At 64.5% G+C, this 14751-nt stretch carries 12 protein-coding genes; 11 read left to right on the top strand and 1 reads right to left on the bottom strand.

From position 1 onward, the window contains the following. The first annotated feature begins 53 nt into the window (after positions 1-53). The 10 genes from A5892_RS17965 to A5892_RS17920 all read left to right on the top strand — a co-directional run bounded on the left by A5892_RS17965 (position 54) and on the right by A5892_RS17920 (position 11813). Entirely contained in the window at positions 54-866 is an 813-nt protein-coding gene (locus A5892_RS17965) for a carbohydrate ABC transporter permease (RefSeq protein ID WP_223302896.1), read from the top strand. Beyond that, complete coding sequence (locus A5892_RS17960) at positions 863-1711, top strand: carbohydrate ABC transporter permease (protein ID WP_064123953.1); 849 nt, start codon at positions 863-865, stop codon at positions 1709-1711. Before A5892_RS17965 ends, A5892_RS17960 begins: the two co-directional genes overlap by 4 nt. A 52-nt stretch (positions 1712-1763) precedes the next feature. Beyond that, on the top strand, positions 1764-2891 hold the full coding sequence (locus A5892_RS17955) for an ABC transporter ATP-binding protein (RefSeq protein WP_064123952.1): 1128 nt from the start codon (positions 1764-1766) through the stop codon (positions 2889-2891). Between the two features lie 72 nt (positions 2892-2963). After that, positions 2964-4460, top strand: a complete 1497-nt coding sequence (locus A5892_RS17950; protein WP_064123951.1) for a mannitol dehydrogenase family protein — start codon at positions 2964-2966, stop codon at positions 4458-4460. A 132-nt stretch (positions 4461-4592) separates the two neighbouring features. After that, the gene (xylB, locus tag A5892_RS17945) at positions 4593-6095 is read left to right on the top strand and encodes a xylulokinase (RefSeq protein ID WP_064123950.1); all 1503 of its coding nucleotides are present in this window, start codon (positions 4593-4595) and stop codon (positions 6093-6095) included. 84 nt (positions 6096-6179) lie between these two features. Next, complete coding sequence (locus tag A5892_RS17940; RefSeq protein WP_064123949.1) at positions 6180-6521, top strand: 5-carboxymethyl-2-hydroxymuconate Delta-isomerase; 342 nt, start codon at positions 6180-6182, stop codon at positions 6519-6521. Positions 6522-6772: 251 nt separating this feature from the next. Further along, entirely contained in the window at positions 6773-7723 is a 951-nt protein-coding gene (gene tal, locus A5892_RS17935) for a transaldolase (RefSeq protein WP_064123948.1), read from the top strand. A 397-nt stretch (positions 7724-8120) separates the two neighbouring features. Continuing rightward, on the top strand, positions 8121-9518 hold the full coding sequence (locus A5892_RS17930) for a sugar porter family MFS transporter (RefSeq protein ID WP_064123947.1): 1398 nt from the start codon (positions 8121-8123) through the stop codon (positions 9516-9518). A 118-nt stretch (positions 9519-9636) separates the two neighbouring features. After that, entirely contained in the window at positions 9637-10530 is an 894-nt protein-coding gene (gene pdxY / locus A5892_RS17925) for a pyridoxal kinase PdxY (protein WP_064123946.1), read from the top strand. Between the two features lie 125 nt (positions 10531-10655). Next, a complete protein-coding gene (locus A5892_RS17920; RefSeq protein ID WP_064123945.1) occupies positions 10656-11813 on the top strand; it encodes a sigma-54 interaction domain-containing protein in 1158 nt (385 codons plus the stop codon). A 33-nt stretch (positions 11814-11846) separates the two neighbouring features. Here the strand turns inward: A5892_RS17920 and ssuD are convergent, their stop codons facing one another. Then, positions 11847-13064 carry an FMNH2-dependent alkanesulfonate monooxygenase gene (gene ssuD / locus A5892_RS17915; protein ID WP_082890547.1) on the bottom strand — a complete coding sequence of 406 codons (1218 nt, stop codon included), beginning with the start codon at positions 13062-13064 and terminating at the stop codon, positions 11847-11849. Positions 13065-13493: 429 nt separating this feature from the next. Between ssuD and A5892_RS17910 the strand changes: the two genes are divergently transcribed. Continuing rightward, the gene (locus A5892_RS17910; RefSeq protein WP_064123944.1) at positions 13494-14741 is read left to right on the top strand and encodes an SfnB family sulfur acquisition oxidoreductase; all 1248 of its coding nucleotides are present in this window, start codon (positions 13494-13496) and stop codon (positions 14739-14741) included. Positions 14742-14751 lie beyond the last annotated feature (10 nt).

Here is a 14751-nt window from a genome sequence, read left to right as displayed (position 1 = left end):
GGACCACGGTGCGCTGGCTGCTGGCGCCGGCCGTGATCTTCCTGCTGGTGTGGATGCTGGTGCCACTGGCGATGACGTTCTACTACTCGTTCGAGAACTACAACCTGATGATGCCGCTGGATCGCGGCTTCGCCGGGATTCTCAATTACCAGCTGCTGTTCGACGACCCGATCTTCTGGGCAGCGCTCGGCAATACCCTGGTGCTGGTGTTCTTCAGCCTGATTTTGACCGTCGGCTTCGGTCTTGCCCTGGCACTGCTGTTCAACCGCACCTTCCCGCTGCGCGGAGTGGCGAGGACCCTGGCGGTGGCGCCTTTCTTCGTCATGCCGGTGGTCGCCGGGCTGATCTGGAAGAACATGCTGATGCACCCGGTCTATGGCCTCTTCGCCTGGGTGTTCAGGAGCCTTGGGCTCGAGCCGATCGACTGGCTCGCCCAGTATCCGATGAGCTCGGTGGTGATCATGATCACCTGGATGTGGACGCCGTTCGCGCTCCTGGTGCTGCTTACCGGGCTGCAGTCGCTGCCGGAGGACCAGCTCGAGGCGGTGCGCCTCGACGGTGCCAACCGCTGGCAGGAGTTCCGTCACATCGTGCTGCCGCACCTCGGCCAGGTGATCTACGTGGTACTGATGCTCGAGAGCATCTTCTTCCTTACCTCGTTCGCTGAGATCTACACCACCACCAGCGGCGGCCCGGGCACCGCGACCACCAATCTGCCGTACTACATCTATCTCAACGCCTTCTTCCAGTACGACATAGGTACCTCCTCGGCGGGCGCGATCGCGGCGGTGGTGCTGGCCAACATCTTCGCGATCTTCCTGATCCGCTTCGTTTCGGGCAACCTCAATGCGGGAGCGAACCGATGAGCACCCCAGTCGATATCAATCAATCGCGTCAGGGCCTCGGGGGCGTGCTGCTGACCCTGCTGGCCTATGCGGTGGCGCTGCTGATGTTCTTCCCACTGTTCTGGATGCTGCTGACCGCGTTCAAGACCGAACAGACGGCGGTGAGCCTGGTTCCCCAGCTGTTCTTCACCCCGACGCTGGATAGCTTTCGCGAGGCGATGGCACAGGGCAGCACCTACAACCACTATGCCTGGAACTCGCTGGTGACGGCGGTGGGGTCGACCCTGATCGGGCTGGTGCTGACCATTCCCGCGGCCTACGCGATGGCCTTCTATCCCAACAAGCGTACCGACTTCACCCTGGTGTGGATGGTCTCGACCAAGTTCATTCCCGCCGTCGGCGTGTTGATCCCGATCTTCCTGGTCTACCGCTCGCTGGGCCTGCTCGATACCCGCTTCGGGCTTTTGATGCTCTACACCGCGATGAACCTGCCGATCATGGTGTGGATGGTCTACTCCTACTTCCGTGACATTCCCAAGGACATCATCGAGGCGGCCGACATCGACGGCGCCGGGGTCCTCCAGACCATGGTCCGGGTGATTCTGCCGCTGGCCCTGCCGGGGCTGGCCTCGACCGCGCTGCTGGTGACCATCCTGGCGTGGAACGAATCGTTCTGGAGCATCATGGTCACCAACCACCAGGCCTCGACGCTGGCCGCTTTCATCGCCTCGTTCAGGAGCGCCGAAGGGCTCTACTGGGCCAAGCTCTCCGCCGGCTCGGTGCTCGCGGTCGCACCGATCGTGGTGCTGGGCTGGTGCGCCCAGCGGCAGATGGTCCGCGGCCTGACCTTCGGGGCGGTGAAATGACCCTCCTCGCGCAGTCTTCTCCCATTCACTCAGCGAACCGGAGCCCGAGCCCATGGCCATCGTCGAATTGAAGAGTGTCAGCAAACGCTACGGCGACAAGGGCGCCAATGCCGTCGAAGGCTTCGACCTGCGCACGCTGGACGGCGAGTTCATCGTGCTGGTCGGGCCCTCCGGCTGCGGTAAGACCACCACCATGCGAATGATCGCCGGGCTCGAACTCAATACCGGCGGCGAGATCCTGTTCGATGACGAGGACGTGAGCTCCGTACCGGCCAAGCATCGCGACATCGCCATGGTGTTCCAGTCCTACGCGCTCTACCCGCACATGAGCGTCTACGACAACATGGCGTTCAGTCTCAAGCTCAAGAAGCTCGACAAGGCGAAGATTCGCCAGCGGGTGCTGGAGGCGGCCAAGATCCTCGACATCGAGCATCTGCTCGATCGCAAGCCCCGCGCGCTCTCCGGCGGGCAGCGCCAGCGTGTCGCGCTGGGCCGGGCGATCGTGCGCGAGCCCAGGGTGTTTTTGATGGACGAGCCGCTGTCCAATCTCGACGCCCGGCTCAGGGTCGAGATGCGCTCGGAAATCGTCAAGCTCCATCGCAGGCTCAAGGTCACCACCTTCTACGTCACCCACGACCAGGTCGAAGCCATGACCATGGGCGAGCGGATCGTGGTGATGCGCGACGGCAAGATCCAGCAGATCGGCAAGCCGAACGAACTCTACGACTCCCCGGTCAACATGTTCGTCGCCGGGTTCATCGGCACCCCGTCGATGAACTTCCTCAAGGCTACGCGGCGCGGTGCGCGCATCGATGGCGAGGGATGCGGTTTCGCTCCCGCGCAGGCCTTGCTCGACCAGGTCGATGAGGGAGAGGCGGTATGGGTCGGTGTGCGCCCTGAGCATCTCAGGCCAACGCGCGCTGAGTCGGGCGGGAGCGCCGGGCGGCTTTCAGGCCGGGTCGAGGTGATCGAGCCGCTCGGTGCGGTGACCTTGGTCCATCTGCGGGTGGGCGAAACCAGGATCACCGCGCAGCTCGAGGGTCGGTCCCAGGTCGAGGTCGACGACGAACTGACGCTCGAGTGCGACGTCGAATACCTGCATCTTTTCGATCTCGAGCGGGAGCACTCGCTGGGTATCCAGGCGGCACCGCGTACCGAGTCCTCCGTCGCACTGGGCTGAACACCACCACATCCATGCCGGCGCTAGGCGTCGGCTCGTTCGGCGCGCCACCGCGCGCCTGGGGAGCAGATGATGCTGAAACTCGACGCCAGCGCTCTGGACGAGCTTGCAGGTCTCGCCAATGTCACGGTTCCCGGCTATCCACGCGATCGAGTCGGGACCGGGATCGTCCACTTCGGTGTGGGCGGCTTCCACCGCGCCCATCAGGCGATGTATCTCGATACCTTGATGTCCGAAGACGAAGAGGCGCTCGACTGGGGCATCTGCGGGGTCGGCGTGATGGAAAGCGACCGACGGATGAAACAGGCGCTCGAGTCCCAGGATGGCCTCTACACCCTGGTGCTCAAGCACCCGGATGGTGCGATCGAGGCGCGTGTGATCGGCTCGCTGGTCGACTACCTCTATGCACCCGAGGATCCGCGTGCGGTGATCGAGCGGATGGTGGAGGAGCGCACGCGGATCGTCTCGCTGACGATCACCGAGGGTGGCTACAACTTCGATCCCAGCACCGGCGAATTCGATTTCGACGATCCCGGCGTCATCCATGACCTCAGCGACGCACCGCAGCGCACCACCTTCGGGCTGATCTGCGCTGCTCTCGACGCGCGCAGGATTGCGGGTCGCGCGCCTTTCACCGTGATGTCCTGCGACAACATCCAGGGTAACGGCGACGTCGCGCGCAAGATGTTCCTCGCCTTCGCGCGGCGCAAGTCGCCGGCGCTGGCCGAGTGGATGGAAGCCGAGGTGTGCTTCCCCAACGCCATGGTCGACCGGATCACCCCAGTGACCACCGACGAGGATCGCCGCCTGGTGCGCGAGACCTTCGGCATCGACGATGCCTGGCCGGTGGTCTGCGAGCCATTCACCCAGTGGGTGCTCGAGGATCACTTCAAGCTCGGCCGGCCAGCGCTGGAGCGGGTCGGTGTGCAGCTGGTCGACGACGTCGTGCCCTATGAGCTGATGAAGCTCAGGCTGCTCAATGCAAGCCACCAGGCGCTGTGCTACTTCGGCTACCTGTGCGGTTACCGCTACGCCCACGAGGTGTGCCAGGACCCGCTGTTCGTCGACTTCCTGCTCGGCTACATGGTCGAGGAGGCGACGCCGACGCTGGCACCGGTGCCGGGGGTCGATCTCGACCAGTATCGCCACACCCTGATCGAGCGCTTCGCCAATCCGGCGATCCGCGACACCCTGGCGAGGTTGTGCGCCGAGAGTTCCGACCGGATCCCGAAGTGGCTGGTGCCGGTGATCCGGGAGCGCCTGGCGTCCGGCGGCGATATCCGCCGCTCGGCGGCGGTGGTGGCGAGCTGGGCGCGCTATGCCGAGGGTGTCGATGAGAACGGCGAGCCGATCGAAGTGGTCGATCGACTGAAGGAGAGCCTGATGGCGCTTGCCGCGCGCAACCGCGAAGAGCCTGAGGCATTCATCCGCAACCGGCGGCTGTTCGGCGATCTCAGCTCGGATCCGCGTTTCGTCGAGGCCTATCGCTGGGCGCTCGACTCGCTGCATCAGCATGGCGCGCGCGCGACCCTCGAGTCGCTTGAAAAACGAGTCGAGCGGCCGGCTTGAAGCGCGGCGACGACGAAGCAGGATGGATAGTTAGACTAAAGTTCACTGCTTCATGTTCGCCGTCGTTCGCCAGCGCATGAAACAATTCCTCCATCAAGCCGGCCAACGGGCCGGTTGCATGCGAGGTCGCTCATGTACATAGGCGTAGACTGCGGCACCCAGAGTACCAAGGTCGTGGTGCTCGATGGCGAACGGCTCGAGATCCTTGGCGAGGCCGCTCGTCCTCACTCGATGATCCAGGGCGATCACGGTCGCCGCGAGCAGGATCCGGACGAATGGGTCTCGGCCTTCGAAGCGGCGCTCGCAGAGGCGCTCGAGCGCGCCGGCGTCGACGGTAGCGCGGTACGCGCGATCGGTGTCTCCGGCCAGCAGCACGGCATGGTCGCGCTGGATGCCGAGGGACGGCCGGTACATCCGGGCAAGCTCTGGTGCGATACCGAGTCGGTGCGTGAGAACGACGCGCTGATCGAGGCGCTGGGCGGCGAGCGCGGCTGCCTCGAACGGCTCGGGCTGGTGCTGCAGACGGGCTATACCGCCTCCAAGGTCGCCTGGCTGCGCAAGCATCACTACGACGCCTATGCGCGCATCGAGACGCTGCTGCTGCCCCACGACTACCTCAACTACTATCTCACTGGCGAGCGGGTGGCCGAGTATGGCGATGCCTCGGGCACCGGCTACTTCGACACCCGCGAGCGCTGCTGGTCGCTCGACACCTTCGCCCTGATCGCTCCCGAGCTCGACCCCGACCGGGTGCTGCCGCGGCTGATCGAACCCGACGCCCCGGCTGGGCGGCTGCGCCCCGAGATCGCCCGCCGGCTCGGGCTTGGCCCTCAAGTGGTGGTCTCCTCCGGCGGCGGCGACAACATGATGGGGGCGATCGGTACCGGCAACATCGTGCCAGGCACCATGACGATCAGTCTCGGCACTTCCGGCACTCTCTACGCTGCGAGCGAGCATCCAGCGATCTCCAGCAACGGACTGGTGGCCAACTTCTGCTCGAGTCACGGGGGCTGGCTGCCGCTGATCTGCACCATGAACGTGACCTCGGCGACGACGCTGGTCCGCGAACTGCTCGGCTACGACATCGAGCGTTTCAACGCCGCCGCCATCGATGCGCCGGTCGGGGCGGGCGGGATCACCGTGCTGCCGTTCTTCAACGGCGAGCGAGTGCCGCCGCTGCCCGAGGCGATGGCGACCTTCGAGGGGCTCGGCAGCCATAACTTCACCCCGGCGAATCTTTGCCGCGCGGTGATGGAGGGGGCGACCTTCGGACTGCGCTACGGGTTCGACGAACTCAGTCGCCTGACCGGACACCCGAGCAGGGTGCGGCTCGTCGGCGGTGGAGCGAAGAGCGCGGTCTGGCGGCAGATGGTCAGCGATGTGATGGACGTCGAGCTGGCCTGTCCGGAGATCGGCGAGGCCGCGGCACTCGGCGCTGCGCTCCAGGCGATCTGGTACGAGCGCCGGCAGGCGGGCGAGTCGCTCATCCTCGAAAGTCTCTGCGAGCGGGCGGTGGGACTGCGCGAGGAGACGCTGACCCGACCCGATGCCGGGCGGGTGGCGGGCTATGCCGAAGCCTACGCGCGCTATCTCGAGATCCTCGGACAGCGCTACCCGGCCACTCGAGCTGAATGACGCCATCCACCGCTGAGCCTATCGCCTGCTAGACTGATGGCTCGACGTCTTCGTCGAGCCGCATCCTTTGCCATGAGAATTCCCATGCCGCATTGCGTGATCGAGTACTCCCAGACCCAGCCGCCACGCTTCGATCCCGCGGTACTGGTCGAGCTCGCGCATCGAGCGATGCTCGGTGCCGGTTTGTTCGCTCCCGAGGCGATCAAGACCCGGGCGATCGGCTACGCCGAGCAGCGTCTCGGGCTCGAAGAGCACGATTTCATCCACCTCCAGCTCAGGATCCTCGATGGGCGTTCGCTGGAGCAGCGCCGCGCGCTCGCCGAGCGCATGGTCGAGGCATTGGCGGCCAAGGCGGGATCGCGCTGTTCGGTGACCTGCGAGGTGATCGAAATGGAGCGCGCGAGCTACGCCAAGCGGTTGACTTGAACCGGGTGTACAACGTCCTAATGTAGTAATCATACGGATCATATAGTGTCATCGGGGTGTATCGATGCGAGCGCATGCCCCGGTGATGAGATAGGATCGATAATCGTTATCGACGGTCTCGGAAGAGGCGCACGGATCGACGCGGCGACCAGGATGTCGTTATTTGACTACCTGTTTCGCGCTCCATTCGCGCGGGTGAGACGGCGCCAGGGCGGCCCGTTCCACTTCCGGACACCAACCAGGAGGCAGATATGACGACGCAGTTGGAATCGCTCAAGCAACTCTCCAAAGTGGTCGCTGATACCGGCGATCTCGAGGCGATCAAGAAGTATCAGCCGGTCGACGCCACCACCAACCCGTCGTTGATCCTCAAGGCGTTCGATCTGCCCGGCTACCAGGAACTGATCAAGAAGACCCTGGCCGAGGCGGCGAGTGAGGCCAGCGGCGATGAGCGCATCGATCACGCGGTCGACAAGCTTTCGGTAGCGATGGGTGCGGAAATCTCCAAGATCGTGCCCGGCCGGGTCTCCACCGAGGTGGCGGCCAAGCTCTCCTATGACCAGGAGGCGAGCATCGCCAAGGCGCACAAGCTGATCGAGATGTACGACCGGATCGGCGTTCCCAAGGACAAGGTGCTGATCAAGCTGGCCTCGACCTGGGAAGGCATCCGCGCCGCCGAGGTGCTCGAGAAGGAAGGCATCCAGTGCAACCTGACGCTTTTGTTCAGCGACGCTCAGGCGCGGGCCTGCTTCGAGGCGGGGGTGTTTTTGATTTCGCCGTTCGTTGGCCGGGTCACCGATTGGTTCAAGAAGGAGACCGGTCAGGACTACACCGCCGAAAACGATCCGGGCGTGCTGTTCGTTCGCGGGGTCGCCAAGTACGCGGCAGAGTATGCCTACGACACCGTGGTGATGGGCGCAAGCTTCCGTAACACCGGGCAGATCCTGGCGCTGGCCGGGCTCAATCGCCTGACCATCTCTCCCCAGCTGCTCGAAGAGCTTGCTTCCACCGAAGGCGAGGTGACCCAGAAGATCACCGACACCGGCAGCGGCGAAAAAGGCAAGGTGGAGCCGATCAGCGAAGCGCAGTTCCGCTGGCAGCACGGGCTGGATGCGATGGCCAATGACAAGCTGGCCGAAGGCATTCGCAAGTTCGCCGAAGACCAGGAGAAGCTCGAAGGGCTGATCAGCAAGATGCTCTGATCCTTTCTCCTCGAGGATGTACGACGCCGGGCCTTGGCCCGGCGTTTCTTTTTCTGCGGCTGGTTTTTCTGCGGCTGGCGCTCGGCTGACAGCGCTTGATTGCAATCAGGCACGTCCGATGTTGGCATGGCTTCCGGGAAAACATATCGAAGCGCATCGTGGCCATGCCGCTGAGGCTCGAGCGTTTCAGCCGAATGCGCAGGTAACGAGCTGATCTTCGCGGAGTTTCACGCGCTACCCGAGTTTTTCCACAATGAGAATTGCACTAAGGTCGAATAGGGGGCGGTCGAGGCTTGGTCCATCCTGAATTTCGCAGCGATCGTGGCTGTTCATGATTAATCGATTCAACTGCCTTGCAGGATGAATTTCCGCAGATGGTGCCACCAGGAACAAGCTTATGAGCTCCACTACCCAGGTTTCAGGTCAAACGAGGGGGCTGAGCGGCGTGCCGTTGGTCGTGATGATCTCCGTCATCGCTGCGCTCGGCGGGCTACTGTTCGGCTATGACACCGGGATCATCGGCGTTGCGCTGCTCGGGCTCTCCCAGCAGTTCGTGCTCGACGACACCACCCGCCAGTTCGTGACCGCCTCGATCATCGCCGGGGCCCTGGTTGGCTGTGTCGGTACCGGGCCGATCTCCGACCGGCTTGGCCGCCGTCGCACGGCAATGCTGGTCGGCTTGGTGTTCGCCGTCGGCTCGGTGCTCTCGGCGATGTCGCCGACCGTGATGATACTGGTGCTGTCTCGCTTCGTGCTGGGCCTCGCCGCCGGCAGTGCGACCCAGATCATTCCCGTCTACATCGCCGAGGTCACACCGCCTGCCCATCGCGGCAAGCTGGTGGTGATGTTCCAGTTCATGGTGGTGTTCGGCATCACCTGCGCCTATTTCACCGGTTTCGTGCTCGGCAATGAGTGGCGCTGGATGTTCGCTCTCGGGGTGGTACCGGCGGTTATCCTGATGCTGGGCATGCTGGTGCTGCCGGAGAGCCCGCGCTGGCTGCTCAGCAAGGGGCGCGAGGATGAAGCGATGTCGGTGCTTCAGCGCGTACGCTCCAGCCCCGACAAGGCCCAGGCGGAGCTCGACGAGATCAAGACCGTCTCCAACCAGCCGCAGGGCACCTGGAAGGACTTAGGCCAGCCCTGGCTGCGTCCGGCGATCATCGTCGGCGCGGGGATCGCGATGTTCTCCCAGATCACCGGCAACAACGCGATCATCTACTACGCGCCGACGATCCTGACCAATGCCGGCTTCGGCGACAACGCAGCGGTGCTGGCCGCGGGCGGCGGCGGCATCCTGATCACCATCACCACCCTGATAGGCTCGCTGGTGATCGACAAGGTCGGGCGTCGGCGCTATCTGCTCTCGATGATCCCGGGTTCGATCATTGCGCTTTTGATCATGGGTTGGCTGTTCCAGGGCGATGCTCCGGTGGACCCCTCTCAGCAGTGGCTGGTGGTCACCTGCCTGGTGATCTACATGGCGCTCAACTGCGGCAGCTTCGGGGTCTGTATCTGGCTGATCATTTCCGAGGTCTACCCGCTGTTCGTGCGCGGCAAGGGCGCCAGTATCGGTGCCTTCAGCCACTGGGGCTTCGATCTCATGGTCACCCTCACCACCTTGAGCATGATCGGGGCGATTGGCCTGACCTACTCGCTGTGGCTGTACGCGCTGACCTCGCTCGCGGCGATGGTGTTCATCTACTTCCTGGTGCCGGAAACCTCGGGGCGTTCGCTCGAGGACATCGAGCAGGCGCTGCGCGAGCGTCGTTTCTATCCATTCCAGCAGAGGCGCTGAGCCTTCTGGTACTTGCGGCACGAGAAGGTTGTCTTGCATGCTCTAGGACGTTTTTACACGTCCGAGAACGGCGCCGGGAGGCGCCGTTCTCGCTCATCGCTCAGCGGAGACTCTCGTCGTGGCTTCCTCTTCCTCATCCCGGGATGCGCCCCTGGTCCTTTCGATCCAGTCCCATGTGGCCTTCGGTCACGTCGGTAACTCGGCGGCGGTGTTCCCACTGCAGCGCATGGGGATCGAAGTCGTCGCGGTCCACACCGTGCAGTTCTCCAACCATACCGGCTACGGCGAGTTTCGCGGCCAGGTGTTTTCCGCCGCCCACATCGAGGAAGTGCTCGAGGGCTTGCGCGCGCGCGACGTGCTGGAGCGCGTAGGCGCAGTGCTGTCGGGGTATCAGGGCGATGCGGGCACTGGCGAGGTGATTCTTGGCGTGGTCGATGAAATTCGTCGCCAGACCCCGGATGCGCTCTATCTTTGTGACCCGGTGATGGGCGACGTCGGCCGGGGGATCTTCGTGCGCCCGGGGATTCCGGAGTTCATGAAGCGGCGCGCGGTCCCGAGTGCCGACATCATCACCCCCAACCAGTTCGAGTTCGAGTACCTGATCGATCGGCCGCTGGTCGATACCGAGGATGCGCTCAGAGCGGCGCGAAAGCTGCTCGAGGCGCATGGTGACCGGCTCAAGTGCGTGGTGATCACCAGTCTCGCCACCGCCGATGTCGACAGCACCCGGCTGCGCACCCTGGCGGTCGAGCGCGATGCGGCCTGGTTCGTCGAGGCGCCGCGGGTACCGCTCTCTCCGCTGCCCAATGGCATGGGCGACGTGTTTTCCGCGGTGTTCCTCGGCGACTACCTGCAGCATGGCAAGATCGCCGGTGCCCTGGGCCACGCGGTCGCCACCCTGAGCGAGCTGATCGAGCGGACCCCGCAGGGGAGCCGGGATCTGCCCTTGATCCAGGCGCAGTCGAGCCTGTGCACACCGAAGGTGAGCTACGAGGTCCAGCCTATCGAGTAGCGCAACGCACCCGCCCATAGCCCGGTTATTCTTGAATTGAATAACCGGGCTATTTTTTATTGCTTAAAAAGCGGAAGGAAGGCGCGTCTAATGGGGCCTGTTGCCAATCCAACAGGGAGGAGCAGATGAACTTTCCCCACGACGGTCGCTATTTCGGCTTCGACGGCGCGGCGCTGGCGCTCGACACGCCAGTGCCCGCGGCGGCTGCTCCCCGTTCGCGCCGAGAGGTGATCGAGCTTGAGCGTCGCGGCGGCGGGCGTATGCCGCCGAGCATTCGTGCCACTGCGCTGGTATTCGAAGATCCTCGCTCCCGCGCGCTGGAGCAGCGGATAAGGCTCTTTGCCGCGAGCGAGGCGAGCGTGCTGATCGTTGGTCAGACCGGCACCGGCAAGGAGCTCGTCGCCCGGCACGTCCACGCCTGCTCGCCTCGCGCCTCTGGCCCATTCGTCGCGATCAACTGTGCGGCGCTGCCCGAGGCACTCGCCGACGCCGAGCTGTTCGGTCATGAAAAGGGCGCTTTCACTGGGGCGGTCGATGCTCGAGCTGGCTACTTCGAGTCTGCCCAGGGCGGCACCTTGTTCCTCGACGAGATCGGCGATCTCAGCCTCTCGATGCAGGTCAAGCTGCTGCGCGTGCTGCAGGAGCGCTCAGTGGTCCGGCTCGGCGCGCGTACTCCTCGACAGCTCGATGTGCGCATCGTCGCCGCCACCAACGTCGATCTCGAGCGTGCGGTGGCCGCCGGACGTTTTCGCGAGGACTTGTTCTTCCGCCTGAACGTTGCCCGGCTTGAAGTGATGCCGCTGGCTAGCCGTCCCGGCGATATCGACCCGCTGGTCGATCATTTCCTCGCTCTCTATGCCCAGCGCGGCGGGCGCCCGGTGCCCAAGCTCTCGGTCGCCGCGCGCGCGCGGCTGCACCGCTATGGCTGGCCGGGCAACATTCGCGAACTGGAGAATACGATTCATCATGCGGTGCTGCTCGCCCAGGGCGACACCATCGAGGCCGAGGAGTTGATGCTCGCCGGCGTGTCGCTCAGCGACGGTCGGGGAGGCGAGAGCGATCGGCTCGAGGCGGCCTTGGAGCAGCTGCTCGATGAAGCGGTCGAGGCAGAAGTGGCGGAAGAGGGCGTGTTCGAACGGGTCAATCACACCCTGGTGATGCTGGCGATGCAGCGCACCCGTGGCAACCAGGTTCACGCCGCGAAGCTGCTCGGCATCAGCCGTAACACCTTGCGCACCCAGCTGACCCGGTTCGGCTACCTGCCCGCGCGGGGAGAGCGATAGGCAGGGGCGCCCAAAGGGCACCCCTGGGGTAGATCAAGCGTGCTCGCGCTCGCTAGGGCGCGAGACATTGGCGATGGTCTCGCCGAACGGCCCCATGTTGGCCCTGACCTGCTCGCGACGCGCAGTCGCATTCGAGTCAGCGCCGTGGTCGAGTTCGAGCAGCGGCAGCACGCCCTCGCCGAAGCGATACGCCTCCTCCAGGTGCGGATAGCCGGAGAGGATGAAGGTATCGATGCCGAGCGCCTGGTACTCGCGTATCCGCGCGGCCACCGTCTCGGGGCTGCCCACCAGGGCGGTGCCCGCGCCGCCGCGCACCAGGCCGACCCCGGCCCACAGGTTGGGACTGATTTCGAGCTTGTCGCGCCGGCCGCCGTGAAGCTTTGACATTCTTGCCTGGCCCACCGAGTCCATCCGCGCGAACGCCTGCTGCGCCTGGGCGATGGTCTCATCGTCGAGATGCGAGATCAGAGCGTCGGCCGCGGCCCAGGCTTGTTCGTCGGTATCGCGCACGATCACGTGCAGGCGGATGCCGAAGCTCACTTGGCGTCCCGCCGCATCGGCGGCAGCCTTCACCGTACGGATCTTCTCGGCGACCAGCGCCGGTGGCTCGCCCCAGGTCAGGTACTTGTCGATGGTGTTCGCTGCGACATCGATCGCCGCCTCGGAGGAGCCGCCGAAGTAGAGCGGCGGCCCGCCTTGCTGTACCGGCGAGAACAGCAGTTGCCCTCCTTCGATGCGCAGATGCTTTCCTGCGTGATCGACCGTTTCGCCGGCCAACAGGCGCTGGTAGACATCGAGGAATTCACGGGTCACCTCGTAGCGCTCGGCGTGGGAGAGGAATACGCCATCGCCCTTGTTCTCCACCGGGTCGCCTCCGGTCACCACATTGATCAGAAGCCGCCCGCCGGAGAGCCGGTCGAGGGTTGCGGTCATTCTTGCCGCGACCGCGGGCGACTGCAGCCCAGGGCGTACCGCGACCAGAAAGCGCAGCCGCTCGGTCAGCGGTGCCAGGGCCGAGGCGACCACCCAGGAGTCCTCGCAGCTGCGCCCGGTGGGCAGCAGCACGCCGTAGTAGCCGAGGCTGTCGGCGGCCTGGGCGATCTGGCGCAGGTAGGCGAGATCCACGCCCCGCCCGCCTTTGCTGGTACCCAGGAAGCGCCCATCACCGTGGGTGGGCAGAAACCACAGCACCTTGGCATGGGTGGCGGCGGGCACACCCGTCGTGAGGTTGGATTCGGGCTGGTCGGACATGCTCGGGTAGCTCCTGGTTTTGTCGCGGATATGCATGGCTGAAATAGCGGCGAGAGCGGTTCGCTGGACCCAGGCGTTGCGAACCGACGGCTCCTAGCTGCGAAGACGACTCTCTTTCTCCACCTCGATGCATAGCGCATGCCATGTTCGCTTTGCTTATATATCAATGATTTGAGGCTCATTGGCCCGGCGCTTGGTGATAGATACCCATCAACACGGGCGGCGTGCTGTTTGATTTTCCACAGCGACGGCGGGCAGGGGAACGCAGGCCATCACTGTCGGATTTCCAGCGCATGGCTGGCCGTGCTGGTTGGAATCCATACCGGTAGTTTCTGGATATTTTATTTTTTATTTTAAAATCAATATATTACGGAGTGGCTCGAAAGTTGCTGTCAAGCATTCCCAACGCTTTCGAGGAATGCACACCCAATGAGCACGCCATCCTTGCTGGATCGAACGGCAACGGGCTCACGGCCCGTCGCCGGCCGCGTGGCTACCGAGGCCGAGGCCTTGGAGATCGCTCATCGTCTCGCGGCGCAGTTCGCGCCCGGCGCCGCGCAGCGCGACCGGGAGCGGCTGGCACCGGTGGCGGAACTCGATGCCTACTCCAATAGCGGCCTGTGGGCGATCAGCGTGCCGCGCGAGCACGGTGGCCTCCAAGCCTCTTATCTCACCGTGGCCCGGGTATTCGCGATCATCAGTGCGGCAGATCCTTCGATCGCCCAGCTGGCGCAGAACCATTTCGGCTACGTCAATTTCATCGCCCTCAACGCCAGTGCGGAGCAGCAGCGTGAGCTGTTCGGCGCAGTGCTCTCTGGCGCTCGCATCGGCAACGCACTGAGCGAGAAGCGTAATGCTCGGGATGCAAAGACTCGGGCCCACGTAGGCGTGTTCGAGACCCGGATCACCGCGGTCGATGAGGCCCGTGCCCGGGTCGACGGGCGCAAGTTCTATTCCACAGGGGCGCTCTACGCCGATCTGGTGCCCGTCACCGCGACCAACGCTGAGGGGCAAGTGGAGGTGGCGTTCTTCGATCGCCATACCTCGGGACTCGAGGTGGTAGACGACTGGAGCAGCTTCGGCCAGCGCACTACCGCCAGCGGTAGCGTGATCCTCGATAGCGCGGTGCTGCCGCGTAGCCGGGTGGTGGTGGGTGAGCGGCCAGGCGGCGCCTCTTCGAACGGTCCGGTCTCTCAGCTGCTTCAGGCGGCGATCGATCTTGGCATCGGCGTCGGTGCCCTCGACGACACCCTCGATTACCTGCGCCATCGCGCCCGTCCCTGGATCGACAGCGGGGTCGAGAGGGCCTGCGAAGATCCACTCTCGCTGGCTCGCCTCGGCCGGCTCGCCACTCAGCGCGAGGCTGCGGACGCGCTGTTCGAGCGCGCAGCGCTGGCGGTCGACGAGGCCGACCGCCAGCTCGACGATGAGACGGTCGACCTCGCCTCGGTAGCGGTAGCCAAGGCCAAGGTGGCGACCACCGAGTTCGCCCTCGAGGCGGCCGAGCGACTGTTCGAACTGAGCGGCACCAGCTCGACGCTTTCAGAGTTCGGCTATGACCGGCACTGGCGCAATGCTCGCGTGCATACCCTGCACGACCCGGTGCGCTGGAAGCTCCATCTGCTCGGCAACCATCTGCTCAACGGCGCCTCGCCAAAGCGCCATGCCTGGAACTGACGCCTGGAAT

Origin of the sequence: Halotalea alkalilenta, from assembly GCF_001648175.1 — a bacterium.
In the GTDB taxonomy this organism is placed as follows: domain Bacteria; phylum Pseudomonadota; class Gammaproteobacteria; order Pseudomonadales; family Halomonadaceae; genus Halotalea; species Halotalea alkalilenta_A.
The sequence above is the reverse complement of the archived record's forward strand: the minus strand, read 5'-3'. Positions and strand labels throughout refer to the sequence as shown.